The organism is Ruminiclostridium cellobioparum subsp. termitidis CT1112 (assembly GCF_000350485.1).
Lineage (GTDB): Bacteria > Bacillota > Clostridia > Acetivibrionales > DSM-1351 > Ruminiclostridium > Ruminiclostridium termitidis.
This window is the reverse complement of the sequence record NZ_AORV01000030.1, coordinates 1-26,994: the sequence shown is the minus strand read 5'-3', so window position 1 is coordinate 26,994 and position 26,994 is coordinate 1. Positions and strand designations below refer to the sequence as shown.

Genomic DNA, 26,994 nt, shown 5'->3' with positions numbered 1-26,994 from the left:
AATAAACTGGAGACAAATATGAAAGACTTCGTACACTTGCACGTACATACAGAATACAGCCTGTTGGACGGCTCAAACAGAATAAAGGATCTGATACAAAGGATAAAAGAGCTGGGAATGAACAGCGTGGCCATAACCGATCACGGGGTTATGTACGGTGTTGTTGAGTTCTACAAGGAAGCACTGAAAAATGGAATAAAACCCATTCTGGGTTGTGAAATATATACGGCAAAGCGAAATATGCAGGACAAGCAGCCAGGGGTGGACTCGGATTACGGACACCTTGTACTGCTGGCCAAAAATCAGACAGGCTATAAAAATCTGATGAAAATAGTATCACTGGGTTTTACAGAAGGCTTTTATTATAAGCCGAGAGTTGATTACCAGACACTGGAGAAGTATTCAGAGGGGATAATAGCGCTGAGTGCATGTTTATCAGGGGATATTCCCGCTGCAATTCTCAACAATGACTATGAAAAGGCTGTGGAACTGGCGAACAGGTTAAATACCATATTCGGGCAGGATAATTTTTATCTGGAATTGCAGCACAACGGCATAAGTGACCAGAATCTGGTGAATCAGCAGCTTATCAAGCTTTCAAAGGAGCTGGGCATACCCCTGGTTGCCACCAACGACGCACACTTTCTTACAAGAGAAGCGGCACAATCCCATGAGATACTCCTGTGCATACAGACCGGAAAGACCATAAATGATGAAAACAGGATGAAGTTTAACACCGACGAGGTATATGTCAAATCTCCCGAAGAAATGTATGAAAATTTCCGGAATGTAGAGTCGGCTCTTGAGAATACCGTAAAAATTGCTGAAATGTGCAATGTGGAGCTGGAATTCGGAAAGCTCCATTTGCCTGGTTTTACTGTGGAAGAGGGCTATACCCCCTACGAATATCTCAAGGAAAAATGCTATAAGGGATTGGTTCAGAAGTTTGGTGAAAATTGCAGTGAAGAGATAAAGGAGAGGCTTGAATACGAACTTTCCGTCATATCTTCCATGGGTTATGTAGACTATTTTCTCATAGTCTGGGACTTTATCAGATATGCAAGGGAAAATGACATCATGGTTGGGCCGGGCAGAGGTTCGGCAGCCGGCAGCGTTGTTTCCTACTGCCTTGGCATTACCAGCATCGATCCGCTGAAATACAATCTTCTCTTTGAAAGATTTCTTAATCCCGAGAGAATCAGCATGCCTGATATAGATATTGACTTCTGCTACGAAAGAAGGCAGGAGGTAATAGATTATGTTATCAGCAAATACGGCAAGGACAAGGTTTCACAGATAATAACCTTTGGAACCATGGCTGCCAGGGCTGCTATAAGGGATGTGGGCAGAGCTCTTGACGTACCGTACGGTGAAGTGGATGTCATAGCAAAAATGATTCCCTTCCAGATAGGAATGAATATAGACAAAGCTCTGGAAATAAACCCCGAGCTGAAAAAGAAATACGAACTTGAGGATGATACCCGGCTGCTGATTGACACGGCCAGAAGCCTTGAGGGACTGCCAAGGCATGCTTCCACACATGCGGCGGGAGTTGTTATTTCAAAAGAGCCCATAGTTGAGTATGTACCGCTCCAGCTCAATGAAAACAACGTTACGACCCAGTTTACCATGGGGCTTCTGGAGGAGCTGGGCCTTTTGAAAATGGACTTCCTTGGACTGAGAACGCTTACTGTGATAAGGGATGCGGTAAACCTCGTAGAACAGGGCCATAACAAGAAAATTGACATAAACAACATAAATTTTGATGACCACGATGTATATAAAATGATAGGTGAGGGCAAGACTGTTGGTATATTCCAGCTTGAAAGCGCAGGGATGACCCAGTTTATGAAGGAACTCCAGCCAAGCTCTCTTGAAGACATAATTGCCGGTATTTCCCTTTACAGGCCCGGACCGATGGATCAGATACCCAGATATATCCGGAATAAGAACAATCCAAAGGAAATAAAGTACCATCATCCCATGCTTGAAAACATACTGAATGTAACCTATGGCTGTATGGTTTACCAGGAACAGGTAATGCAGATAGTCAGGGAGCTTGGAGGATACTCCTACGGCAGATCCGATCTTGTGAGACGAGCAATGTCCAAAAAGAAAGTGTCTGTAATGGAGCAGGAACGCAAGAATTTTATATACGGAATTACCGACGAGGAAGGAAATGAAGTTGTGCGAGGGGCTGTGAAAAATGGTGTGGATGAGTTCACAGCCAACAAAATATTTGACGAAATGATGGATTTTGCCAGCTATGCCTTTAACAAATCCCATGCAGCCGCATATGCGGTGGTTGCATATCAGACCGCATGGCTGAAGCATTATTATCCAGTTGAATTTCTGGCGGCCTCGTTGAACAGCTTTTTGGGCAGCAGTGACAAGGTTTCACAGTATGTAAATGAGTGTAAGGTGCTGAACATCAAGGTTCTGCCTCCCGATGTAAATGAAAGCAATGTTAAATTTACAGTTGTAAATCAAAAGATACGCTTTGGATTGGCGGCAGTAAAAAATGTCGGAGAAAACGCCATACAGTCAATGATAGCGGAACGCACTCAAAACGGACTGTTTACGACTTTTTTAGACTTTTGTCAGAGAATAGAGGGTCGGGAAATAAATAAAAGATGTATTGAAAGTCTGATAAAAAGCGGTGCATTTGACTCCTTAAAGGTGTTCAGATCCAGGCTGATGGCAGTATATGAGCGCTTCCTGGATGGAATAGCACAGGCAAAAAGAAAAGCATGGAGGGTCAGCTTTCCATCTTTGATTTGATGCAGGAGCCGCAGGAATCGCTGAAGGAAGACTATCCCGACATAAAGGAATACCCTCCCAATGTGATGCTGGCAATGGAGAAGGAAATGCTGGGCCTGTACGTATCAGGGCATCCGTTAAGCGAGTACCAGAGTATACTTGACAAAAATGTGAATTTGTACAGCAAGGATATGCTCATTGGCGGAAATGAAGAGGATAACGGTGATATTGAGCTTGAGCTTAAAAAGCTCACCGACTCAATGAGAGTGACTGTCGGAGGGATAATTGCATCCAAAAAGACCAAGACTACAAAAAATAACAATCTGATGGCTTTCATCGGACTTGAGGATCTCTATGGAACCATGGAAATAATAGTTTTTCCGACCATATATGAGCGTTTTTCACAGCTGCTCCAGCAGGAAAGTATAGTGCTTGTAAACGGAAGACTGAGTTTGAGAGAGGATGAACAGCCAAAAATAATATGTGAAGAAGTTTTACCAATAAAGAGCCTGGATGAAAAGGGCTTGTACATGCATTTTGAAAAGGAAATGACCAGGGAGGAGAGTGTTTCACTGATTGCCCTGCTGAAATATTTCAACGGTTCGACTCCCACTTTTATCAGAAAAAAGAATGACGAGAAATTTAAAAAATTAGACAGGCAATACTGGATAGATGTCAATAATGATATATTGGAAGAACTGGAATCGCGGCTTGGTAAGGAAAACATAAGTTTAAAATAACCGTGCTTAATATTGATTTTTGGTGGAAAATAATATAATATAAATGTCGAGGTGGTTAAATGGACAACCTGGAAGATAAAATATCCGGTGAGTACGTTGCGGTTAAGGCAGGGGAAAACGGAGTTACAATTATCGGTTTAACACGTGGAAGGGATACTAAATTTCATCATACCGAGAAGCTTGATAAAGGTGAATTGCTTTTAGCACAATTTACTGAAAATACTTCTGCGATAAAAATAAGAGGCAAAGCCACTGTTTATTGCAGATATGGCACTATTCAATGCGGTGAATAACAATTTGAAAGGTAGTGTAGATGATAATGTGGACAGTGGTATACATGGCCCAAAGCAAAGAAGTAGCAAATCAGCTGCAGGAGCTTTTGTCCAACGAAGGTATTCTTGTTAAACTTAGGCCCATTAGCAAGAATCACGAAAATAATGATAATTACTTTGAAGTTCTTGTTCCTGAGGCAGAAGTTGAGGAAGCACATAGCGTTATTATAGAAACGGGTTATTGATACAGAACATTAAAAAATAGCTCCGCGCTTATTAGCCCGGGGCTATTTCTACATATAAATATATGTAAAATTTTTTAAATATTGTATTTTTCCGATAAAAAAATATAATTTTTATATCCATGCAACATATAGCGTTAAATTACGTAAAATGAAAGGAATGATAAAATTGTTATATGTAGATATACCATTGACAGTCAGATATGCTGAGACAGACAGGATGGGAATTGTACATCATTCCAACTATCCTGTTTGGTTTGAAGTCGGGAGAACCGAATTTATCAGACAAAACGGAATATCATATTCAGAAGTTGAAGGACAGGGAATACTCCTGCCACTTCTGGAACTAAAGTGCAAGTTTATAAGCTCCTCCACCTATGAAGACAAAATTATTGTAAGAACCAGTATAAAGAGCTATACAAAGATCAGATTAAACTTTTATTATGAGGTGTTTAAGGAGTCGGACATGAATAATCCCATTACAACCGGAGAGACGGTACATGTCTGGACAAATGCCTGTTTAAAACCTATTAATCTGCAGAAGTATAACGAGGAGCTCTACAATATAATTGTAAAGAATTCGGCGGGTGAAACCCGGTAATAACTTTACCGTAAATACATAATTTAACCGGTTATGTCAGATTATTTATGTAAAGAAAGAAAAGCTTGTATTATTTTGTTGTTCTATGATAAACTATGTTTACTTGTTCTTTCAGTAAAATTCTGTCAGGTTTTAAAAAGTAACGGGTGGTGTGCAGGTGAAAAAAAATATTCCAAATTTATTAACATTAATAAGGCTGTTAATTGTCCCTATCCTGGGTTATTTCCTTTATTTTGAACATTATATTCCGGCAATGATACTTTTTGCATTTGGTGGCTTCACTGATGTACTGGACGGATATATAGCCAGAAAGTACAATTTAATAACAAAATGGGGAAAAGTTTTTGACCCTCTGGCAGACAAATTAATGCAGATAACGGCACTGATTTTTTTAGTATTACATCACTTTATACCCATAATTGTCCTGGTTATAGTTATTATCAAAGAAGCATTGATGCTGACCGGAGGCATTATGCTTTACAGAAAAGGGAAAACGGTTATCGGTGCAAACTGGTATGGCAAACTGGCTACGGTTCTGTTTTACTTTGCAATACTTGCCACAATAATACTCAGTCTCGACAGCCTTAAAAATGTGTATACGGCAATCGCCATTAATATTGCCCTGGGACTGGCAGTGGTATGCACGTTGTTTGCCCTGGCGATGTACATTTTGATCTATTACAGGTTTTCAAAAAACTATGAAAAAGAGAAAAAATAAAGGAAATCGGATTGTTTAATTAAAGCTGATATAAAAGGTACACTATACAGGTGTATCTTTTTTATGCTGCTGATTAGTTGATTTCAGAGTATTTAGCTGATATATTGAAAAATAAATAAATAAAAAATAAAAACTTTACTTAATTGTATTGTTAAACGGATTAAATATATGAAGATAGTTACGCTATATCTAAAAAAAATTAATGTCTGCATTTAAAATGTTAATAAATTAGTAACATTTATATGCTATTATATATAGAAGAGCTTTAACAAATTTTAAGTTGAATCAAGCCTGGGAGGAAAAATTGTTCGGTTATATAATGCCGGAAAAGCCGGAGTTGAAAATTAAAGAGTTTGATATATACCGCGCCTATTATTGCGGAGTTTGCAAGGCAATAGGGAAAAGGCACGGTCAGCTGAAAAGGATGACGCTGACCTATGATGCGGCATTTCTTGCCATGCTTTTATGCTCCTTATTAAACATAGAGACCAGGCTGGTTAAGGAACGCTGCATGGTTCATCCTTTAAAAAAATCCTTTGTCACTTATAATGAAATAGTAGATTATTCTTCCGACATAAATATAATTTTGGCGTATAATAATATAAAGGACAAGTGGACCGACGATAAATCAAAGGCGGCATTGGCCGGGATGGCGGTTCTCAGCCGGGAATATAAAAAGTTGGTGTTAGAATACTCCGGCAAGTGTGCTATAATAGAGCAAAGACTCAGTGAATTGTCACGGCTGGAGAGAGAAGGCTGTGCCTCGCTGGATGCGGCGGCAGAGCCGTTTGCAAAGCTTATGGAAGAGGTTCTGGACTATGAAAGTCTGGAGGATGATATCAGGCAGGTATTGAGATGGATGGGCTACAATATTGGGAAATGGATTTATTTAATTGATGCCTTTGATGATCTTGAAGAAGATGTAAAGAATTCAAGCTACAATCCCCTTTTGTTGCATTTCAAATACGACGGCAGCGGTGAAGATATCCCGGCTTTTAAAGATCGCATAAAAAGCCAGGTGGAATTTACCCTGCTATATTGTCTCAGAGAAGCGTCCAAGGCTTTTGAACTGCTTGATGCAAAAGAGAATAAAAGTATTTTGGAAAATATATTATATATTGGAATGTTAAGCAAGACAGATAAAATTTTATGCCGGAGGAGTTGTGGTAATTGTGAAAAATCCGTATGAGGTACTGGGAATAAAAGAAGGTGCATCAGATGAAGAAATTAAGAGAGCATACAGGGAACAGGTCAAGAAATATCATCCTGACCAATACCAGGATAATCCGCTTTCCAAGTTGGCTGAAGAGAAGCTCCGCGAGGTTAACGAAGCTTATGAATATCTGACCGGCAAGGGGCAAACCGCCAGGACAAGCAACGGCTGGAGCGGCAGGAGCGCCTATGCAGGAGGTCAGGGAAGCTATACACCGGGAGCCCAGGGAGCAGGAGAGGGCAGTTTCAGACAGGTCAGACTGTATATAAACAGCGGAAATATTGCCGCAGCCGAGTCAATGCTTGAAAGCATATCTGAAAAAAATGCGGAATGGTTTTATTTGCGGGGCCTGATATTCATGAAAAAGGGCTGGTACAACGAGGCCATGATGAATATACGCCAGGCCTGCAATATGGATCCTTCAAATTATGAGTACAGGGATGCCTTGAACAGGATGAATGCAAATAACAACATGTACCGTGGAAATGCAAATAACAGGGGATACGGAGCAGGTCCCAGCTTCTGCGATATGTGTATGTGCGCATGGTGCTCGGACTCCATGTGTGAATGCCTGGGCGGCGATTTGATCGGATGCTGCTAGGGAGGTATGGCTTGAAAGACTTTGCTTTTGCGGCTCAAAGCCGTAATATGGCTTAGGAGGTTAAAAATGAACAGTGGATCGAGAGTCAAAAGAATCACTCTGAGTGGGATACTGCTTGCATTTACCGTTATCAGTGTCTTTTTGGCAGCAACACTTCCCACCAGTAAACTGTCCCTATATGCTTTAAGTTCATTGTTTATGGCAGTAATAATAATCGAGTTCGGAACAAGGGCAGGCTGGGCATTCTATCTGGCTTCGGCAATATTATCGGTATTACTTGTGCCCAGGCTTGAGGTAATCCCGTTTATTGTATTTTTCGGGGTATACGGACTGATAAAGCTGTATATTGAAAGAATCCCCGGCAGGGTTATTGAATATGTTTTGAAGCTGATATACTTTAATATCTGTCTTGCGCTTGGGCTTTTCTTTCTTAAAGAAATCATATTGGGCGGTATAAACCTTACGGCTCCGGTCTATATAATCGCTGCCGTATTGGAGCTTGTATTTTTGCTATATGATTATATTTATACCTTGTTCATAAGATTTTATGGCAGCCGGTTGAAGCAGAAACTGAAAATATAGGCAATTAAAACATTTGACTCTCCAATTGTAAAGTGCAACGGAATAATACAATCTGAGAAATAATTTGAAAACAGACGCTGTGTATATTACAATATTTGTAAATACCCAGCGTTTTTACGTATAGGATTTATAAAAAAACCGGGACGAACAAGTATTCCTGGTAGGAGGAATCATGACACCAGCCTTTTCTTATTCAATTGCAGTTTTCTTTATTATTCTGATTGCAGGCTGTGCGGTAAATCTGCTTGTGCAGCACTATATATTTCAACTGCTTGGCATAGCTTTCTTTTTTACATATATAATCATAAATTCCGCAGTCTATGTGGAGAATACCTTTGATGTAACCTTCATCGAATTATTCTATAGATCTCTGCCCTCGCTTTTTGGTATTTCAGCCTGTCTTATAAGTATGACACTTGGTTTTTGGATATTTCCCTCAATCAGAAATAAAATCAGGGATTAGTCCCCAGTGACCAGAAATTTTTATAAATAATTAGTATTTGCCGCATATACAGGGCTTGTGCTATAATTAAAATGTTTGCTTAATGGAATAATTATGAAATTTTTCCGGGCACATTGATATTGGCGCATGCCTATTTTTGTTTGTAAAAATAATTTAAATTGAAATGGAGACTGTCATGAATGAAAAAGTTAAGGATATCGCATTCAGAATCAAAGGTCTGAGATTGTTGGCGGGTTATACCGAGGAAGAAGTTTCAAAGGCCGTCGGACTTAAAACAGATGAATACTCCAGGTATGAAAATGCCCAGGATGATATCCCCGTCAGTATTTTGTATGAGCTGGCCGACTATTACAATGTAAATATGACCGAAATACTGACCGGAACTTCACCAAAGCTTCATGACATTTGTTTTGTTAAAAAAGGAGAGGGCTTGAAGGTTGAAAGATACGATCAATACAGCTTTGAAAGCCTTGCATATAAATATTCCGGCAGAAAGATAGAGCCCATGTTTGTTGTGCTGGACCCGGACAACAGTCCTGATATGGTATCACATAAGGGACAGGAGTTTAATTACTGTCTTGAAGGCAGAATGCGTGTAATTGTCGGAAAAGAAGTCTTAGATATGGAGCCCGGTGATTCATTGTACTACAATTCGACCATTCCTCACAAAATGGTTGCATTGGACCGAAAAGAAGCAAAATTCCTGACAATAATCCTTCTATAAAAAATTACCGGAGGTTAGCTATGAGCCTGGATATTAGATACCTTGAGAGGGCTGAATTCAGTTCCTATGAAGACTTTTGCAATAATTTCAAATTAAAAGTACCTGACAATTTTAATTTTGCTTATGACATAATAGATGAATATGCTGTTTCCGAGCCTGACAGGCCGGCGCTTGTCTGGTGTGACGACCACGGCGGTGAAAAATATTTTACCTTCGGGGATTTGAAATACTGGTCTGATAAAACAGCCAATTACCTCAAGGCAAAGGGAGTCTGCAAGGGAGATAAGCTTATGTTCATATTGAGAAGAAGATATGAATTCTACTTCTTTGCATTTGCTGCCATGAAGATCGGAGCAATTTTCATCCCTTCAACAAACCAGCTTATGAAAAAGGATATAGCATACAGAAATAACGCGGCAGGAGTAAAGGCCATAGTAGCCTTTAACGACGGGGAAATAGTTGAACATGTTGAAAGTGCCGCTATGGAATCGCCAACTGTGAAAACATATATTATGGTTGGGGGAAAGAACGGGAACTGGCTGGATTATGACAATGAAATCAAGGATACCCCGGAAACCTGGACAAGGCCCGAAGGGGTATACGATACCTGCAACAGGGATATGATGATTATTTATTTCACCTCGGGCACCACCAGCATGCCTAAAATGGCAGTGCATGACTTTACATATCCTATGGGACATATTGTTACCGCAAGGTATTGGCAGAGAGTACAGGACAGGGGACTGCACCTGACTGTCGCCGATTCGGGCTGGGCGAAGTTTGCCTGGGGTAAGCTCTTCGGTCAATGGATCTGCGGAGCGGTCCAGTTTCTGTATGATATGGACAGGTTTGATCCCTGCAAACTTCTGGAGAGGATTGAGAAATATCAAATAAGGACTTTTTGTGCTCCGCCTACCATATACAGATTTATGCTGCAGAATGATATATCAAAATATAATCTATCTTCACTGGTTCACTGTTCAACTGCAGGGGAACCTTTAAATCCGGAGATTTTCAACAGATTCAAAAAAATTACCGGCCTGGAAATACTCAACGGTTTCGGACAGACTGAAACCACCGTTATTGTGGCCAATTATGAATGGTTGAAGGTGGACCCCGGTGCCATGGGAATGCCCAATCCTGCATATGATATTGATGTTGTGGATGAAAACAACAATCCCTGTCCGGCCGGCGAAGAGGGTGAACTGGTTATCAGGGGAGTCGATTCGGCCAAGCCTGCGGGACTTTTCTGCGGTTACTACAGGGACCCCGAAGCAACTGCGAAAGTGTGGTACGATGATACCTATCACACAGGTGATGTGGTTTACAGGGATGAGCACGGCTTTTTGTGGTTTGTGGGCAGAAATGACGATGTTATAAAGGCCTCGGGATACAGGATCAGTCCTTTTGAAGTGGAGAGCGCATTAATAGAGCATCCTGCCGTAGTTGAGTGTGCGGTAACAGGCGCTCCCGATGCTGTAAGAGGAACTGTTGTAAAGGCTACCGTTATACTTGCAAAGGGTTATGAGCCCACCGACCAATTGAAAAAGGAAATTCAAAACTATGTAAAGAACAATACTGCGCCTTATAAATATCCCAGAATAATTGAGTTTGTGGATGAATTGCCGAAAACAATTAGTGGGAAGATAAAAAGGGCACAGCTCAGACACGATGATCACAGGAAATTCGAGTCTACATAAGAAAAAGAGGGCCGGTTTCCTGTACAGGAAAGGTAAGAGTTAACTATGAATGATAAAACACTAAGAGTACTGGAGTATGAAAAAATTATAGATAAATTAAAAGGCCTGACTGCCTCCGAATTGGGAAGGGAACTTGTTGAAGAGCTTGTACCCCAGACCGATTTCAATACCGTGGAAAAAATGCTGGCTGAAACCAATGACGGCGTCGTCTGCATTGTAAGGCGCGGCTCACCGCCCCTGGGAGGGATACATGACATCAGAGCCAGCTTGAAGAGACTTGATCTGGGAGGCATACTGAATCCGGGTGAGCTGCTGAAAATCGGAGGAGTACTCCGGGCCGCGAGAAGGCTTAAGGGCTATGTGAATGACAAACTTGATGAAAGCAGGGAGAGCATTGTCAATGAGTTGATTTCATGTATTGAATCAAATCAAAAGCTGGAACAGAAAATAGATATGTGTATTATCAGTGAAGAAGAAATCGCGGATAATGCAAGTCCCGCACTCAACAACATCAGGCGGCAGATAAAGGAGCAGCAGGCTTCCATAAAGAACAGGCTCAATGATCTGATCCGTTCGTCAAAATACCAGAAGTATATACAGGAATCTGTTGTTACAATGAGAGGGGACAGATACGTCATTCCTGTCAAGCAGGAGCACAAGAACGATATTCCGGGTCTGGTGCACGACTCTTCCTCAAGCGGAGCCACTCTGTTTATTGAGCCGATGGGTGTGGTAGAAGCGAATAATGCCATTAAGCAGTTAAAAATAAAGGAAATGGCCGAGATCGAGAGAATCCTTGCGGAATTGTCCCAGGATGCCTCATTGATATTGCCGCAGCTGAATGCCAATATGAGCATTATGGCAAGGCTGGATTTTATTTTTGCAAAAGCAAAGCTTGCGACTGATCTGGATTGTATTTGTCCAAGAATAAACCAGTCCGGAAAAATTATTATCAAAAAGGGAAGACATCCTCTGCTTGATCCCAAAACAGTAGTTCCCATAGACTTCTGGATCGGGGATAAATTCAGCTCGCTTATTGTAACAGGCCCTAATACCGGCGGCAAGACCGTATCACTTAAAACAGTGGGCTTGTTTACACTGATGATGCAAAGCGGTCTGCTGGTGCCTGCCAATGAAGGAACGGAAATGAGCGTATTCGAAAGGGTTTATGCCGATATCGGAGATGAGCAGAGTATAGAGCAGAGCCTGAGCACCTTCTCCTCCCATATGAAAAATATTGTTGATATTCTCAAGAATGTCAACGGCAGGTCGCTGGTAATGTTTGACGAGCTGGGCGCAGGAACCGATCCCACCGAAGGAGCCGCACTTGCAATGTCAATCCTGGAGTGCCTCCATCAGATGGGAGCCACTACCCTTGCCACAACACACTACGCCGAATTGAAGGTCTATGCCATTTCAACCGAGGGTGTTGAAAATGCCTCCTGCGAATTTGATGTTGAAACCTTGAGACCCACCTATAAGCTGCTGATTGGGGTTCCCGGCAAAAGCAATGCTTTTGCCATATCAAAAAGGCTGGGACTGACCGATGATATCATCGAGAGGTCAAAGGAATTCCTCTCCCAGGAGGACATCCACTTTGAAGATATTTTGTTAAGCATAGAAAAGAACCGCAGTGAAGCCGAAAGGGAAAAAATGAGGGCTGAGAGCTACAGGCTTGAGGCCGAAAGGCTTAAGAAGGACCTGGAGGAGCAGAAAAGCAGGCTGGCGGCACAGAAGGAGAATGAGCTCCGCAAGGCAAAGGAAGAGGCCAGACGTATTCTTATGGACTCAAAGCGGCAGGCCGAGGAGCTTGTATCCGAAATGAAAAGGCTGGCAAGAGAGCAGGAGGAGGCCGAGGTCAGAAGACAAACCGAAGAGCTCCGCCAAAAACTGAACAAGAGTATCAGCAGTCTGGATGATTCCCTTGTAGAATCCATCATGCCTAAAAAGGGTCTGGTCAAGCCGCCCAAGAATCTAAAACCCGGAGATTCGGTGCTGATAGTTAATTTAAACCAAAGGGGAACAGTGATCTCAACACCTGACAAAAACGGAGAGTGCCAGGTGCAGGCCGGGATAATAAAGCTGAATGTCCATATATCCAATCTGAAGCTGGTGGATGAACAGAAACAGCAGCTTCAAAGAACGGGCATGGGCAGGATAGGTGTTTCAAAGGCCAGGGATATGTCCTCCGAAATCGATTTGCGCGGAATGCTGCTGGATGAGGCCATAGACGTGGTTGACAAGTATCTTGACGATGCGAGCATAGCAGGCCTGGGAGAAGTCACACTGATTCACGGAAAAGGTACCGGAGCATTGAGAGCCGGACTGCAGCAGCATTTGAAGCATAATCCGCATATAAAAAGCTTCAGATTGGGAAAACTGGGTGAAGGAGAAAGCGGTGTTACCGTGGTCGAAATAAAATAACGGGTATTCATTATGCTTTATAAAATGCCCCTAATAACTTGAAATTCCGTTAAATATGTACGATTGACATTTTGGACTCATTAAATTAAAATTATTAGGGGTTTTTTCGTAATGAAATTATACTGAATAGATTGGACAATATGATTGAAACAATTTTTGGTTACTTTCTATTTGGATATTTATATATTTAATTATTTTAAAAGCTAAAGCTTATGAAGGAGAATTTTTGTGGATATCAGACAGGATATAAGAAATATTGCAATAATAGCCCACGTTGACCATGGTAAGACAACACTTGTTGATGCCATGCTCAGACAGAGCGGTATATTCAGGGAGAATGAGGCTGTAGCCGAAAGAGTAATGGACTCCAATGATCTTGAAAAGGAAAGGGGTATTACCATCCTTGCAAAAAATACTGCTGTCAACTACAACGGTATTAAGATCAACATAGTTGATACACCCGGCCATGCCGATTTCGGCGGAGAAGTTGAACGTGTTCTCAAAATGGTGGACGGGGTTCTTTTATTGGTGGATGCTTTTGAAGGTTCTATGCCCCAGACCAGATTTGTTTTGAAAAAGGCTCTTGCACTTAATTTGAAGCCCATAGTTGTAGTTAATAAGATTGACAGACCTGAAGCCAGACCCGATGAAGTAGTCGATGAAATAATCGAATTATTTATCGAATTGGGAGCCGACGACGATCAGCTTGAATTCCCGGTGGTTTTCGCCTCCTCAAGAGAAGGTTTTGCAGTATGCGATCTGGGCGGGGAGCGGATTGATTTAAAACCTTTATTTGATATGATCATTGAAAAGGTTCCGGCACCAAAGGGTGATCAGTCGGGAACACTTCAGCTGCTGGTATCCAATATTGACTACGATGAATATGTTGGAAGAATAGCCATAGGAAGAGTGGAAAGAGGTTCCATAAAGCTTGGACAGCAGGCAATAATATGTAAAAAGGAAGGCCAGGTCCTCAATGCCAGGATAACCAAGCTCTACTGTTATGAAGGGCTTAAGCGTATTGAAGCCAATGAGGCCAGAATAGGTGATATTGTCGCAGTTTCAGGTGTAGGAGACGTAACCATAGGTGATACCATCTGTGATGTGGGAGCACCTGAACCGCTGCCTTTTACCGCCATTGATGAACCTACCCTGTCCATGACCTTCAGTGTAAATAACAGTCCGTTTGCCGGAAGAGAAGGAACTTTTGTAACATCAAGACATGTCAGGGACAGACTTTTTAAGGAACTGGAAACGAATGTAAGCCTGAGGGTTGAAGAAACCGATTCTGCCGACGCCTTCCAGGTTTCAGGAAGAGGAGAACTCCATCTTTCAATATTAATAGAAACTATGAGAAGACAGGGATATGAGTTCAACGTCTCAAAGCCTACGGTCATAAATAAGGAAGAAGACGGAGTTTTAATGGAACCTATCGAGTACCTGATGATTGACGTACCCGAGGAATACATGGGCGTTGTTATGGAAAAGCTGGGTACAAGAAAATCTGAAATGGTAAATATGACTTCTGCCAACCAGGGTTATATGAGGCTGGAATTCAAAATACCGGCCAGGGGCCTGATCGGCTATAGATCGGAACTTATGACAGATACAAAGGGAAATGGAATAATGAATCACGTATTCCACGGTTATGAGCCCTTTAAGGGTGATATTGCCACAAGGCAGAGGGGCTCACTTGTTGCGTGGGAGGACGGAGAAGCGGTAACCTACGGTCTCTTCAATGCCCAGGAAAGAGGAACCCTGTTCATAACTCCGGGAACTAAGGTTTACGAGGGTATGATAGTGGGAGAGAATGCAAGATATGACGACCTGGTGGTCAATGTCTGCAAAAAGAAACATGTCACAAACATGAGGGCATCGGGTTCGGATGAAGCGCTGCGGTTGACTCCTCCAACAGTTCTGAGCCTGGAACAGGCACTGGAATTTATTGCAGATGACGAACTGGTTGAAATCACACCCAAGAATATCCGCTTGAGAAAGAGGATTCTTGATACCGAAATGAGAGCAAAAGACAGAAGCAAAAAATAAATACCAAAGTTGAGATTACCGATGTAAAGCAGTCAGCTTGCATCGGTAATTTTTCAGTTGCAGGCTTTATAAATTTGGGATCAGACATTTGGCGGAAAAGGAAAGTATAATTTCCTGTAAACCACTAATTGTGGACAAATACAAAAAAAAATATTATAGTATTTATTATAGATGTACCGTACAAAGGTGCATTATGTCTTTTTGATCATTAGAATGGAGTCACGTATTAATGAGTAGAAAATTGAAAGTTGCAGGACTTGGCATTTTATCAATAATCATAGGAATATTTTTATCTGTTCCCAATATCATGAACTATGTCAGAACCATACTTAAAGGTTATGATGCCCATTACGGAGCGCTTAACGCTTTTCTTACCGTACTTGGGCTTGTGATGATGTTCTTCGGAATATTTGTTATCTGTGCAGGTCTTAAGCGGCTTGCATTTGTACTTGCCAGCATACTGGTATTTCTGTTTATTTTTTCGGTGGGAGCAATTTATTCCTACAAAAGTACGGTGGAATCTTCCAAGGACGATGTGGTGAAGGAAGCCTTAAAAATTCCGGCCGATTCCAAGGGTGCTGTACTTGTTGACATACCTATGGGCTCAGATACCAATGACATCGCTGAAATACTTGGCGGAGAGGGAATTATAAACAAGCCTCAGATATTCAAACTGGTTTCAAAGCTGAATGGCTATGACGGCAGATACCAGGCAGGTACGCATGTATTGACAAAGGGTCTTGAATTGGACACAATAATGAACATCCTTATAAGCAAGCCCGAAAGTGTCAAGATTACAATTCCTGAGGGCCTGACTTACAAACAGATTGTTCAGACCTTTGTTAAAAAAGGGCTTGCAATAGAGGACAAATTTGATTCAGCTATGAAATATGAGAAATATGACTTCGATTTTGTTAAGCAGATAAGCAGTGTAAATAACCGGCAGTTTATGCTGGAGGGTTATTTATTCCCCGATACATATGAGTTTGCTATGAATGCCAATGAAAAAACCATTATATCGGTAATGCTTCAGAATTTCAATAATAAACTTACAAAAGAGCATTATAAGCGGGCCAAGGAGCTTGGCATGTCAATGGATGAAATAATTACTCTTGCATCAATAGTGGAAAGAGAAGCGAGCAGCAGCAACGACAGAAGGCTGGTGTCGGCTGTATTCCACAAGCGTTTGCAAAGCAAGGATCAAAATCTCAGAAAATTACAGTCATGTGCAACCATACAGTATATTTTCCTGAATACCGAAGGAAAAGTACATGAAAAGCTGACATATGAGGATACTACCATTGATAATCCTTACAATACCTATATTCATCCCGGGCTGCCGCCCGGACCGATTTGCTCTCCGGGTATGGATTCCATAAATGCGGCTTTGTATCCCGATGAAGACACTGATTATATGTTCTTCATCGCAAAAGGGGATGGGACAACCAAGTTTACAAAGACTTATGCTGAACATTTAAAAGCCATGAAGGAATATGGCTTGACAAAATAAAAACTGGGGTGGCTGAGCCACCCCAGTTTTATGGTCAAGACTTAACGGGACAAAAAGGACAGTAGACATGATAAACTATGAATATATAAATGATTACATCAGAGCAACAATTAAACCTAATTCAGGGCTGCTGGCAGAACTTGAGGAGTATGCGGCCGAAAATCATGTCCCTATCATACAGCCTGAAGTGGCTGCCATGATGAAGGTGCTTGGGAACATGAACCGCCCGGGAAGAATCCTTGAGGTGGGCACGGCCATAGGCTACTCCTCAATACTGTTTTCAGGTTTTCTTAAACCGGGCGGAATTATTGATACCATTGAAAGAAATGACTTGATGATTGAGCTTGCCAGAAAAAACATAAAATCCGCAGGCCTTCAGGATACTATCAATGTTATTGCCGGAGATGCCATGGAAGTGCTGGGCTGTCTGGACAAGCAGTACGATATGATATTTTTGGATGCTGCCAAGGGTCAGTACAGCGAATTCCTTGAGCAAAGCAAGAGGATGCTTGTTCCAGGGGGACTGCTGGTATCGGACAATGTGCTTTACAAGGGTATGATAGCCACGGATGAATTGGTTGTCAGACGCAAAAAAACAATTGTGACACGTATGAGGAGCTTCCTGAAAAAACTCTGTCTGGATGAAAGCTTTGAAACCGGAATAATCCCAATTGGAGATGGTGTTGCGCTGAGCTATAAGAAAAATATGGAACAAATATCGGAGGAAGCATGAAAAAGGTTGAGCTGTTAGCTCCTGCTGGGAATTTGGAAAAACTCAAAATGGCAATATTATACGGTGCCGATGCCGTTTACATCGGAGGGCAAAGGTTTGGTCTCAGGGCATCGGCCGACAATTTTTCCCTTGAGGATATGAGGGAGGGGCTTGACTTTGCCCACGAAAGAAACTGCAAGGTTTATGTCACTGTAAATATAATCCCCCACAATCAAGATCTGGTGGGATTGCCGGAATATATAAAACAACTGGATGAGCTTGGCGTTGATGCGGTAATTGTATCCGACCCCGGAATTTTTAATATTGTGCGTAGCACTGCACCAGATATGGAAGTACACATCAGTACACAGGCTAATAATACAAATTATATGAGCGCCAAATTCTGGTATGATTTGGGGGCAAAAAGAATAGTTGTCGCAAGAGAACTGTCCTTTGATGAGATAAGGGAAATGGCTGCAATGACTCCAAAAGATCTGGATATCGAGGCCTTTATACATGGTGCCATGTGCATATCCTATTCGGGGCGCTGCCTGCTCAGCAACTACATGACCGGCAGGGACTCCAACAAGGGGGCATGCTCGCACCCGTGCCGCTGGAAGTACCAGCTGGTTGAAGAAAAGCGTCCGGGTGAATATTATCCCGTATATGAGGATGAAAGAGGGACCTATATATTCAATTCAAAGGATTTATGCATGATTGAACATATTCCGGAGTTGATAGAATCGGGCATATTCAGTTTAAAAATAGAAGGAAGGATGAAAAGCTCTTTCTATGTTGCCACTGTCGTAAGTGCCTACAGAAAGGCAATAGATGCCTATATGTCCGATCCGGAAAATTACAGGTATGATCCCGAATGGCTGGCGGAGCTGTCAAAAGCAAGCCACAGGGAGTATACCACCGGCTTCTATTTCAACAAGACCACAGGAGAGGACCAGATATACAATACCAGTTCATATATCAGGGATTATGACTTTGTGGGAATGGTCCTGGAATATGACAGGGAGACCGGAATTGCCAAAATCGAACAAAGGAACAGGATGATCGTGGGGGAAGAGATCGAGGTTGTGGTCCCCGAAAAGGATTATTTTGTACAGACTATAGAAGCTATGAAAAACGATGAAGGAGAGAGCATAAGGACAGCTCCCCATGCACAGATGATTGTATACATGCCTGTGAAGCAGGAGGTTATACCGTATACGATTTTGAGGAGAAAGTGAGGTAATTAGGATATTGTAATTTTACTATATTATTAATAGCATTTATTATATGAAACACCGGTTGGTTGATTGATTCAGCTTAATTGGTGTTTTTTGTTTGAAATAACATATAATTGCTGTTTCTACAAGATTCAAAAAATTTATATCGAATGGAGGGTCTCTTAATGTTGAGTACGACCTAATAAGCATTTTTCTATTTCCCATAAAATATATTATTATTTCAATCCACGTTCCCCAACACTAAGATTTAATAATATTATTTATATGTCACAATTAATTTAAATATTCCATATACTACCATATAATATTTTATTGAATGTTCATCATGATTAGAAAAGATGAGTGAGAAGGAGAACTTGATGCGATTTAGTAATACAGAAGTAGTTTACATTTTTGTCTCTATATTAACAAGATATATTGAAGTGTCAATATTAAAAATATATTTACAGCAATTCAGTATTGAAATAAATTTAATCACCATTAAATTTTAAATTGAGATAATAAAAAGGTTTATTAAAAAAATGAATATCTGCTATTCATAATATAGAATTAAGAAATAATTAGCATCATTTATGGTTACCTAATTGATTTGTCAAAAAAACAGTTTATAATATAAAATAAGTAATAATTTAGAAGATATTAAAGAATAATCCATAGGAGAAAGCTATATGTTCATTGCTCATAAAAGAGAAAGTGACGGTGCTGAACAAAGTATAAAAGTGCATCTTATAAATACTGCCAAAATGGCCAGAGAGTTTGCCAATCCGTTCAATGGGGATGATTACGCATATACGGCTGCACTTTTGCACGATATAGGAAAATACTCCAAGGAATTTCAAAAAAGAATTTCAGAAGGCGGTAAAAAGTGTGACCACTCAACTGCCGGTGCTAAGGAAGCAGCTAAAATTAATAAATTTGGAAGGATTATGTCATACTGCATTGCTGGGCATCATTCGGGGTTACCAAATTATGGATCTATAACAGATGTTGGTATAGAGAGGACGTTAAATGCAAGGCTCAATAAGTTACCAAAAGATTTTCCGGCTTATGACCAGTTTTTTAATGAAGTAGATTTAAAGGAAATAAGTATTCCTGCTACACCTGATATCAGACATTACAGTAAAAATAATATTGGATTTATTCTTTCGTTCTATATAAGATTTATTTATTCCTGTCTGGTTGACGCTGATTTTCTGGATACCGAAGCATTTATGAGTAATAATTCAGTAGACAGAAGTTCTAATTATGACTTTAAATCATTCCGTAAACAATTAAATACCAAGCTTAGTGGTTTTAATAGTGATGGTTTGATTAATGAATACCGTAAAAAAATATTAGATGACTGTATAGAGAAGGCCAGGCTTGACAAAAATTTATTTAATCTTACCGTTCCTACAGGGGGAGGAAAAACTCTCAGCTCCCTTGCCTTTGCAATAAACCATCTTATAGAAAATTCTATGAAAAGAATAATTTATGTAATTCCATATACCAGCATTATTGAGCAGACAGCCAGAGAATTCAAGGATATATTTGGAGAGGATAATGTACTTGAACATCATTCGAATTTTGATTTTGACGATGATGAAGGCAAGATAAAAAATAAATTAAAGCTGAGTTCTGAAAACTGGGATATGCCTTTTATTGTTACAACAAATGTACAGTTTTTTGAGTCCTTATTTGCTCATAAACCTTCACGCTGCCGTAAGCTCCATAATATTGCCAACAGCATCGTCATTTTTGATGAGGTGCAGATGCTGCCAATAGATTATCTAAAACCATGCATAGAAGCTATAAAACAATTAGTTCAAAATTTCAACTCAACAGTTGTTATGTGTAGTGCTACGCAACCTCCTTTCGACAAATATTTTAAAGAGTTGAAGCCTATCGATATATGCGAAAACCATGCTGCTCTTTATGATGTTTTTAAGAGAACTGAAATAATCACACGCAATGTAATTGAAAGCAATATCCTTGCTCAAGAACTGAATAAAAAGGAGCAGGTACTTTGCATTGTTAATACCAGAAAGCATGCATTAAAGGTATTTTCTATGCTTGAAAAAGAAAGTTCCTTCCATTTATCTACGCTGATGTGTCCTGTACATAGGAAAGAAATAGTACGAACCATTAAGCAAAGATTAAAAGATAAGCTGCCTTGCCGGGTTTGCTCAACAAGACTGATTGAGGCAGGTGTGGATGTTGATTTTCCAACGGTATTCAGAGTAATGTCCGGCTTGGATGGCATCATTCAAGCTACCGGAAGATGCAACAGGGAAGGACGGCTTAAAGTGGATGGCAGGCTGGTTAAAGGAAAAGTGCATGTATTCATACCTGAAAAGGAATTTGTACAGCACCAGCCCGAAGCATTCAAACGTCCTATTGGTGCGGCAGAAAGCATAATACGTAATTTTGAGGACATAAGTTCACCAAGTGCAATAGAAGCATATTTCAATGAGCTGTATGAATTAACGGGCGAAGGTATAGATGTAAAAAAAATAACAGACAGGCTGGAACGTGATGCCATTAATTTTAATTTTTGCTTTGAGGACATAGCATATGATTTTAAACTGATTGAAAATACCACGATACCCGTCATAATTCCGTATGATGAAAAGGCGTGCGAGCTTATTGAAAAATTAAGATATTCAGACTATAAATCAGGTATTTTGCGTTCACTTCAGCCATATACAGTGGGCATATACGAGAATGAGTTTAAAAGTCTGTTTGGCATGGGTGCCTTTGATTTTATATCCAATGGCGGAATTACCAGTAAGGAAAGTGCTATTTTGAAAAAGGATTTATTCAAGGATTTATATGATAAAGATACAGGGCTAAAAATAACAGAAGAAACCGGGATAGGAATTTATATTTAAGGAGGATAAAAAATGGGTTTTGGAATTAAATTGGAGGTTTGGGGTGACTATGCCTTATTTACTAGGCCTGAAATGAAGGTTGAACGAGTGAGTTATGATGTAATTACTCCGTCTGCTGCAAGGGGATTGATTGAAGCTATCTACTGGAAACCGGCCATAAAATGGATTATAGATAAGATCCATGTTTACAACAAAATACAATTTACCAATATCAGAAGAAATGAGGTTAATGGGAAAATTTTAAAGTCAAACGCAAAGGCACTTATGGATGGAACAAAAACCATTGATTTTATAAATACCAATGAACAGAGGCAACAAAGAGCAGCTATGGTTCTAAAGGATGTGCGCTATGCTATTGAGGCTCATTTTGAAATGACCGACAAGGCGGAGGAAGGAGATACTGTTGAGAAGCACTATAATATTGCATTGCGAAGAATGAGAACCGGACAGTGCTATCATGCCCCATGTTTTGGGTGCCGAGAGTTTCCCGCAAATTTTAAACTGATTGAAGGCGAAAGAATCAAACCAAGTTATTTAGGAGAACAGGATTTGGGCTTTATGCTATATGATATGGATTTTAGCGATCCTGAAAATATTTATCCGGTTTTTTTCAGGGCAAAAATGGTGAATGGTGTTATTGATTTGAAAAATATAGATAAAGTGGGGTGATAAATTGATTTTACAATCGTTAGTGAGATATTATGAGATTTTGGCAGAGGACGAAAATAGTGATATACCGAGGCTTGGATATAGCAGAACCGGTGTATCCTATGCGCTGAATATCTCAAAGGAAGGAGAATTGCTTGGAGTAATACCTTTGAAGATACCAAGTGGAAATGGCAAGAAGCTGGTTCCGCAGAGAATTATAGTACCTGAACAGGAGAAAAAATCGGTTGGTATTAAATCTAACTTTCTATGTGAAAATTCCAGTTATACCCTGGGAATAGACAACAATGGCAAGCCGGATAGAACAAAAAAGTGCTTTGAAGCCTTCAGAGAACTTCACAACAAAATACTTAATAATGTTGAATGTACTGAAGCAAAGGCACTTTTAAATTTTGTAAATAAGTGGGATGTTAATAATGCGTCAAGCCATATTGCATTAAAGGACTATTTGGAAGACCTTTATACAGGTGCAAATATTGTATTCAGACTTGACGGAGTAGGGGATATTCACAAAAATAAGACTATTTTAAAAGCATGGGAAGAATATAAGAATAATTCTGAAGGTTCAAAAAAAATGTGGTGTCTGGACTGTGGTGAGTATGCAAATGTAGCTAGGCTTCATCCCAATATTAAAGGTGTCAGAGGTGCTCAAAGCGTTGGAGCGGCGATAGTATCATTTAATGATAGAGCCTATGAATCCTATGGAAGGGAAAAAGAACAAGGGCTGAATGCTCCTGTGAGTGAATATGCCGCATTTGCCTATACTACTGTTTTAAACAGTATGCTTTCCGACAATCAGCATAAACAATATTTGGGCGATACTACTGTGGTTTTTTGGGCCGAAAGTCCTCAAAGGTATTATCAGGATTTTGCCTCTATGTTTATTGACCCTGATGAACTCAAAGATGGTGATAATTCAAAGTTTGAAAGAGATAAGGGCGCAGTAGATGAAGTAAAAGCAATTTTTGAAAAAATATCAAATGGAGCAGTCATAGGTGATTATTCAAGTGGTTTTAACAAAAATGTAAAATTTTATATTTTAGGTCTTGCACCAAATGCAGCCAGATTATCCATACGCTTTTTTACTGTAAACAGTTTTGGAGATTTCATTGAAAAAGTATCCAGGCATTATGAAGATTTGCGTATGGAAAAACAGTTTCAGGACGAACAGGATTTATTTTCATTATGGAGACTATTGAATGAGACTGTTTCTCCAAAGTCAAATGATAAGTCAGCCTCCCCAATACTTGCGGGAGCCGTTCTCAGAGCGATTCTGACAGGTTCACACTATCCCGCGGCATTATTCAATTCCATAATGCTCAGAATCCGCGCTGAACATTCTATTAACCATCATAAAGCTGCTATTATTAAAGCATATCTTTTAAGAAATTCAAATAAATTCAAGGAGGTTTTAACAGTGTCACTAAATGAACAAAGTAACAACAGGGCCTATGTGTTAGGCAGACTTTTTGCTGTTTTGGAAAAAGCTCAGCAGGATGCCAGTGAGAGTAAATTGAATTCTACAATTAAGGATAGATATTTTACTTCGGCATGTGCAACTCCGGCTTCAGTATTTCCAATTTTATTACGCCTTTCCCAGCATCACATTTCTAAGTCTTCAAAGGATGGTTATGGAAAAGCAAATGATAAGAAAATGTCTAAGATTTTAGATATTCTTGATATTGAGAAGAATCCATTTCCAGCACACTTGTTACTTGAAGAACAAGGAGTTTTTGTTTTAGGTTATTACCACCAGAAGAATGCGCTATATAAAAAGAATGATGAAAAGGAGAATTAAAAATGAGTGAAATTATTATGAACAGGTACGAATTTACAATTTTATTTGAAGTAAAAAACGGTAACCCTAATGGAGATCCTGATGCAGGAAATATGCCGAGAATTGATCCTGAAACCGGATACGGAATTGTCACGGATGTTTGCTTGAAGAGAAAGATAAGAAACTATATTGAAACAATTAAAGAAGAGCGTCCGGGATACAGGATATACATCAAAGATGGTTCTCCTTTAGAACGAAGCGATAGAGAGGCATTTGCTTATCTGGGAATTTCAGATGAGAAGGAAGCACAGTCAAAGAAAGAAGATATTGATGTTAAAATCAAAGATTTTATGTGTAAAAATTTCTTTGATATCAGAACCTTTGGAGCTGTAATGACTACATTTGTAAAAGCAAAACTGAATTGTGGGCAGGTCAGAGGTCCTGTTCAAATAGGCTTTGCCAGGAGCATAGATCCTATAGTACAGCAGGAAATAGCTATAACAAGGGTTGTTGCGACTACTGAGAAAGACGCTGCAAAAAAAGAAACTGAAATGGGAAGAAAGTACATAATACCATATGCCCTTTACAGGGTTGACGGATATATTTCTGCAAATTTGGCGAAAAAGACAACTGGATTCACTGAGGATGACTTAAACCTGTTTTGGGATGCTGTCATAAATATGTTTGAACACGAGCATTCGGCAGCCAGAGGAAATATGTCTGTTAGGGAATTGATTGTTTTCAAGCATGACAGCGAGTTTGGAAATTGTCCTGCATACAAGCTTTTTGATACTGTTTCTATAGCCAGAAAAGATGAAAGCAATCCTCCAAGGAGCTTTGATGATTATATTGTGACTGTTGATGAGAAAGCTATTCCGGCAGGAGTAGAATTAATAAGAAAGATATGATGGAATATAACGAAGAAGACTTCCTGCTCTTATCCGGCATTCAGCACTTTGCTTTTTGCAGGAGGCAGTGGGCACTAATACATATTGAACAGCAGTGGCAGGAAAATTTGAGAACTGTTGAAGGAAACATACTTCATGAGAAGGCACATGACGACGGCTTCTCTGAAAAAAGAGGAGACATTATTATTTCCAGAGGCATGGCTGTTTTCTCCAGGACACTGGGAGTAAGCGGGGTATGTGACATTGTAGAACTGCATAGATGTGCCGACGGTGTGACCATATTCGGCAGAGAAGGCTTGTACAAACCTGTACCGGTGGAGTATAAACGCGGAAAGCCAAAGGAAAATGAAGCGGATATATTGCAATTATGCGGACAGGCTATGTGCCTTGAAGAGATGCTTTTGTGTGAAATAAAGGAAGCATATATGTTCTACGGTGAGACAAGGCACAGGCTTAAAGCCGTGCTGGATACGGATTTGCGTGAACGGGTAAGGGACACTTTGCATGAGATGCATGAATTGTATAATAGGAGATATACACCTAAGGCAAAGATATCTAAGAGCTGCAAGGCATGTTCGTTGGCAGATATTTGCCTGCCTAGGCTGTGCAAGAATCCTTCAGTATCAAAATATATTAAAGACAGCCTTAAAGAGGTAGAAGAATGAGAAAACTGTTAAATACTGTTTATGTAACTTCAGCGGATAGCTATCTGTCTCTGGATGGAGAAAATCTTGTTATTCTGAAAGGAGACATTGAAGCTGCTCGTATTCCTCTGCACAATCTGGAAAGCATTATTGCCTTTGGTTATACCGGTGCCAGTCCGGCATTGATGGGTGCATGCGCAAAACGAAATATTTCACTGAGCTTTATGACACAGAGTGGCAAATTTTTGTCACGGGTTGTTGGAGAGGTCAGGGGAAATGTAACTTTAAGGAAGGCACAGTACAGGTTATCGGAAAGCAATGAGGATAGTACAAAAATAGCCAGGAATTTTATATTCGGTAAGATTTTTAACGGAAGATGGGTTATCGAACGTGCAACAAGAGATTATTCCGAGAGGCTTGACACAGATAAGCTTAAAAAGGTGTCGTCTGGATTGGCAAATTCATTAGGCTTTGTTCTGGGAAGTGAAAATCTTGAGGAGTTACGAGGTTTCGAGGGAGAGGCTGCAGCCCAGTATTTTAGTGTTTTGAATGACTTGATACTTCAACAAAAACAGGAATTTTTCTTTCACGGAAGGAACAAGCGCCCTCCTCTTGATAATCTAAATGCAATGCTATCATTTGTATATACGCTGCTTGCACATGATGTTGCAGCGGCATTGGAAACAGTGGGACTCGATCCCTATGTGGGCTTTATGCACAGGGACAGACCGGGAAGAATATCCCTTGCCCTGGATTTAATGGAGGAACTGCGCTGTATTTTTGCAGATAGATTTGTAATTTCTCTCATTAATAAGAGGGTGGTTAATTCTGGTGGTTTCACTCAGAAAGAGGATGGTGCCGTTATAATGGATGATGATGCGCGTAAAACGATTTTACAGGCCTGGCAGAGCAGAAAGCAAGAGAAAATAACCCATCCGTTTTTACAGGAAAAGTTGGAATGGGGTCTTGTGCCGTATGTTCAGGCAATGCTTCTGGCCAGGTTTATTCGTGGAGATTTAGATGAATATCCTCCATTTTTGTGGAAGTAGGTGATTGGATGCTGGTACTTATTACTTATGATGTGAATACCGAAACTGAAACCGGGAAAAGGCGGTTGCGCCGTGTTGCAAAACAATGCGTCAACTATGGCCAACGAGTTCAGAATTCTGTATTTGAATGTGTTATGGATGCAGCAAAGTGCAGAGAAGTTAAAAATAAGCTAGAAAAAATTATTGACAAAGACAAGGACAGCCTCAGATTTTATTATCTGGGAAATAAATACAAAAGTAAGGTTGAGCATATAGGTGCCAAAGAGTCCTTTGATGTCGAAGGTACTTTGATAATTTAGTGCGAATGTAAAGTTAACATTAAAAGCCAGGTACATTCGCACCGGATTTTAAATATAATTTTCTAAATATTGTGTAATTATTTGTATTTGTTATGTGTTAAAACGATTGATACCGCTTAAATATTGTATAACTTATACAATTGAAATTGATTTTTTTGTTTATTTTTGCTGTCGTTCCTCTCGTAGGAACGTGGATTGAAATATATAACCCCATGTTTAACCCCTTTCCAACACT

General features: G+C 40.1%; 22 protein-coding genes and 1 pseudogene. All 23 read left to right on the top strand.

Annotation, left to right across the window (positions count from 1 at the left end):
- The first annotated feature begins 18 nt into the window (after positions 1–18).
- Positions 19–3,500, top strand: a pseudogene (locus CTER_RS10435) (DNA polymerase III subunit alpha).
- 59 nt (positions 3,501–3,559) lie between these two features.
- Entirely contained in the window at positions 3,560–3,793 is a 234-nt protein-coding gene (gene mtrB, locus CTER_RS10430; protein ID WP_004625468.1) for a trp RNA-binding attenuation protein MtrB, read from the top strand.
- A gap of 20 nt (positions 3,794–3,813) precedes the next feature.
- Entirely contained in the window at positions 3,814–4,017 is a 204-nt protein-coding gene (locus CTER_RS10425; RefSeq protein WP_004625460.1) for an LAGLIDADG family homing endonuclease, read from the top strand.
- Positions 4,018–4,183: 166 nt separating this feature from the next.
- On the top strand, positions 4,184–4,615 hold the full coding sequence (locus CTER_RS10420; protein WP_004625469.1) for an acyl-CoA thioesterase: 432 nt from the start codon (positions 4,184–4,186) through the stop codon (positions 4,613–4,615).
- A gap of 157 nt (positions 4,616–4,772) precedes the next feature.
- Complete coding sequence (gene pgsA / locus CTER_RS10415; RefSeq protein WP_004625451.1) at positions 4,773–5,333, top strand: CDP-diacylglycerol--glycerol-3-phosphate 3-phosphatidyltransferase; 561 nt, start codon at positions 4,773–4,775, stop codon at positions 5,331–5,333.
- Between the two features lie 304 nt (positions 5,334–5,637).
- Entirely contained in the window at positions 5,638–6,522 is an 885-nt protein-coding gene (locus tag CTER_RS10410) for a DUF5685 family protein (RefSeq protein ID WP_004625422.1), read from the top strand.
- Positions 6,506–7,147, top strand: a complete 642-nt coding sequence (locus CTER_RS10405; protein WP_040760825.1) for a DnaJ domain-containing protein — start codon at positions 6,506–6,508, stop codon at positions 7,145–7,147. Before CTER_RS10410 ends, CTER_RS10405 begins: the two co-directional genes overlap by 17 nt.
- Before the next feature lie 66 nt (positions 7,148–7,213).
- Positions 7,214–7,729, top strand: coding sequence for a hypothetical protein (locus CTER_RS10400; RefSeq protein ID WP_004625448.1), 516 nt, complete (start codon positions 7,214–7,216; stop codon positions 7,727–7,729).
- 172 nt (positions 7,730–7,901) lie between these two features.
- Positions 7,902–8,192, top strand: a complete 291-nt coding sequence (locus CTER_RS10395; RefSeq protein WP_004625456.1) for a hypothetical protein — start codon at positions 7,902–7,904, stop codon at positions 8,190–8,192.
- A gap of 175 nt (positions 8,193–8,367) precedes the next feature.
- Positions 8,368–8,916, top strand: a complete 549-nt coding sequence (locus CTER_RS10390; RefSeq protein WP_004625423.1) for a helix-turn-helix domain-containing protein — start codon at positions 8,368–8,370, stop codon at positions 8,914–8,916.
- Between the two features lie 20 nt (positions 8,917–8,936).
- Positions 8,937–10,616 (top strand): AMP-binding protein, encoded by a 1,680-nt coding sequence (locus tag CTER_RS10385; RefSeq protein ID WP_004625414.1) that lies wholly within the window; start codon positions 8,937–8,939, stop codon positions 10,614–10,616.
- A 45-nt stretch (positions 10,617–10,661) separates the two neighbouring features.
- Positions 10,662–13,040 carry an endonuclease MutS2 gene (locus CTER_RS10380; RefSeq protein ID WP_004625450.1) on the top strand — a complete coding sequence of 793 codons (2,379 nt, stop codon included), beginning with the start codon at positions 10,662–10,664 and terminating at the stop codon, positions 13,038–13,040.
- A 228-nt stretch (positions 13,041–13,268) separates the two neighbouring features.
- On the top strand, positions 13,269–15,086 hold the full coding sequence (gene typA, locus CTER_RS10375) for a translational GTPase TypA (protein ID WP_004625452.1): 1,818 nt from the start codon (positions 13,269–13,271) through the stop codon (positions 15,084–15,086).
- Positions 15,087–15,315: 229 nt separating this feature from the next.
- Positions 15,316–16,596: an endolytic transglycosylase MltG gene (mltG, locus tag CTER_RS10370; RefSeq protein ID WP_004625446.1), complete on the top strand. Its 1,281-nt coding sequence runs from the start codon at positions 15,316–15,318 to the stop codon at positions 16,594–16,596.
- A 67-nt stretch (positions 16,597–16,663) separates the two neighbouring features.
- Positions 16,664–17,329 (top strand): O-methyltransferase, encoded by a 666-nt coding sequence (locus tag CTER_RS10365; RefSeq protein WP_004625461.1) that lies wholly within the window; start codon positions 16,664–16,666, stop codon positions 17,327–17,329.
- The gene (locus tag CTER_RS10360; protein ID WP_004625447.1) at positions 17,326–18,546 is read left to right on the top strand and encodes a peptidase U32 family protein; all 1,221 of its coding nucleotides are present in this window, start codon (positions 17,326–17,328) and stop codon (positions 18,544–18,546) included. The genes CTER_RS10365 and CTER_RS10360 overlap by 4 nt, the downstream gene beginning before the upstream one ends.
- A gap of 668 nt (positions 18,547–19,214) precedes the next feature.
- Positions 19,215–21,416: a CRISPR-associated helicase/endonuclease Cas3 gene (locus CTER_RS10355; RefSeq protein WP_004625437.1), complete on the top strand. Its 2,202-nt coding sequence runs from the start codon at positions 19,215–19,217 to the stop codon at positions 21,414–21,416.
- A 12-nt stretch (positions 21,417–21,428) separates the two neighbouring features.
- Positions 21,429–22,085 carry a type I-C CRISPR-associated protein Cas5c gene (gene cas5c / locus CTER_RS10350; protein ID WP_004625431.1) on the top strand — a complete coding sequence of 219 codons (657 nt, stop codon included), beginning with the start codon at positions 21,429–21,431 and terminating at the stop codon, positions 22,083–22,085.
- 4 nt (positions 22,086–22,089) lie between these two features.
- Positions 22,090–23,880 (top strand): type I-C CRISPR-associated protein Cas8c/Csd1, encoded by a 1,791-nt coding sequence (cas8c, locus tag CTER_RS10345; protein ID WP_004625421.1) that lies wholly within the window; start codon positions 22,090–22,092, stop codon positions 23,878–23,880.
- Between the two features lie 2 nt (positions 23,881–23,882).
- On the top strand, positions 23,883–24,767 hold the full coding sequence (gene cas7c / locus CTER_RS10340) for a type I-C CRISPR-associated protein Cas7/Csd2 (protein ID WP_004625408.1): 885 nt from the start codon (positions 23,883–23,885) through the stop codon (positions 24,765–24,767).
- The gene (cas4, locus tag CTER_RS10335; protein WP_004625428.1) at positions 24,764–25,432 is read left to right on the top strand and encodes a CRISPR-associated protein Cas4; all 669 of its coding nucleotides are present in this window, start codon (positions 24,764–24,766) and stop codon (positions 25,430–25,432) included. The genes cas7c and cas4 overlap by 4 nt, the downstream gene beginning before the upstream one ends.
- Positions 25,429–26,460: a type I-C CRISPR-associated endonuclease Cas1c gene (gene cas1c / locus CTER_RS10330; protein WP_004625413.1), complete on the top strand. Its 1,032-nt coding sequence runs from the start codon at positions 25,429–25,431 to the stop codon at positions 26,458–26,460. Before cas4 ends, cas1c begins: the two co-directional genes overlap by 4 nt.
- 8 nt (positions 26,461–26,468) lie before the next feature.
- A complete protein-coding gene (gene cas2, locus CTER_RS10325) occupies positions 26,469–26,759 on the top strand; it encodes a CRISPR-associated endonuclease Cas2 (RefSeq protein WP_004625445.1) in 291 nt (96 codons plus the stop codon).
- Positions 26,760–26,994 lie beyond the last annotated feature (235 nt).

Bases quoted from the DNA above. Each gene is read 5' to 3' on its own strand.
- CTER_RS10355 (WP_004625437.1), top strand. From the start codon at position 19,215: ATGTTCATTGCTCATAAAAGAGAAAGTGACGGTGCTGAACAAAGTATA.
- cas1c (WP_004625413.1), top strand. From the start codon at position 25,429: ATGAGAAAACTGTTAAATACTGTTTATGTAACTTCAGCGGATAGCTAT.
- mtrB (WP_004625468.1), top strand. From the start codon at position 3,560: ATGGACAACCTGGAAGATAAAATATCCGGTGAGTACGTTGCGGTTAAG.
- CTER_RS10365 (WP_004625461.1), top strand. From the start codon at position 16,664: ATGATAAACTATGAATATATAAATGATTACATCAGAGCAACAATTAAA.
- CTER_RS10380 (WP_004625450.1), top strand. From the start codon at position 10,662: ATGAATGATAAAACACTAAGAGTACTGGAGTATGAAAAAATTATAGAT.
- CTER_RS10385 (WP_004625414.1), top strand. From the start codon at position 8,937: ATGAGCCTGGATATTAGATACCTTGAGAGGGCTGAATTCAGTTCCTAT.
- cas7c (WP_004625408.1), top strand. From the start codon at position 23,883: ATGAGTGAAATTATTATGAACAGGTACGAATTTACAATTTTATTTGAA.
- mltG (WP_004625446.1), top strand. From the start codon at position 15,316: ATGAGTAGAAAATTGAAAGTTGCAGGACTTGGCATTTTATCAATAATC.
- CTER_RS10425 (WP_004625460.1), top strand. From the start codon at position 3,814: ATGATAATGTGGACAGTGGTATACATGGCCCAAAGCAAAGAAGTAGCA.
- cas4 (WP_004625428.1), top strand. From the start codon at position 24,764: ATGATGGAATATAACGAAGAAGACTTCCTGCTCTTATCCGGCATTCAG.
- cas2 (WP_004625445.1), top strand. From the start codon at position 26,469: ATGCTGGTACTTATTACTTATGATGTGAATACCGAAACTGAAACCGGG.
- cas5c (WP_004625431.1), top strand. From the start codon at position 21,429: ATGGGTTTTGGAATTAAATTGGAGGTTTGGGGTGACTATGCCTTATTT.
- CTER_RS10400 (WP_004625448.1), top strand. From the start codon at position 7,214: ATGAACAGTGGATCGAGAGTCAAAAGAATCACTCTGAGTGGGATACTG.
- CTER_RS10360 (WP_004625447.1), top strand. From the start codon at position 17,326: ATGAAAAAGGTTGAGCTGTTAGCTCCTGCTGGGAATTTGGAAAAACTC.
- CTER_RS10395 (WP_004625456.1), top strand. From the start codon at position 7,902: ATGACACCAGCCTTTTCTTATTCAATTGCAGTTTTCTTTATTATTCTG.
- CTER_RS10390 (WP_004625423.1), top strand. From the start codon at position 8,368: ATGAATGAAAAAGTTAAGGATATCGCATTCAGAATCAAAGGTCTGAGA.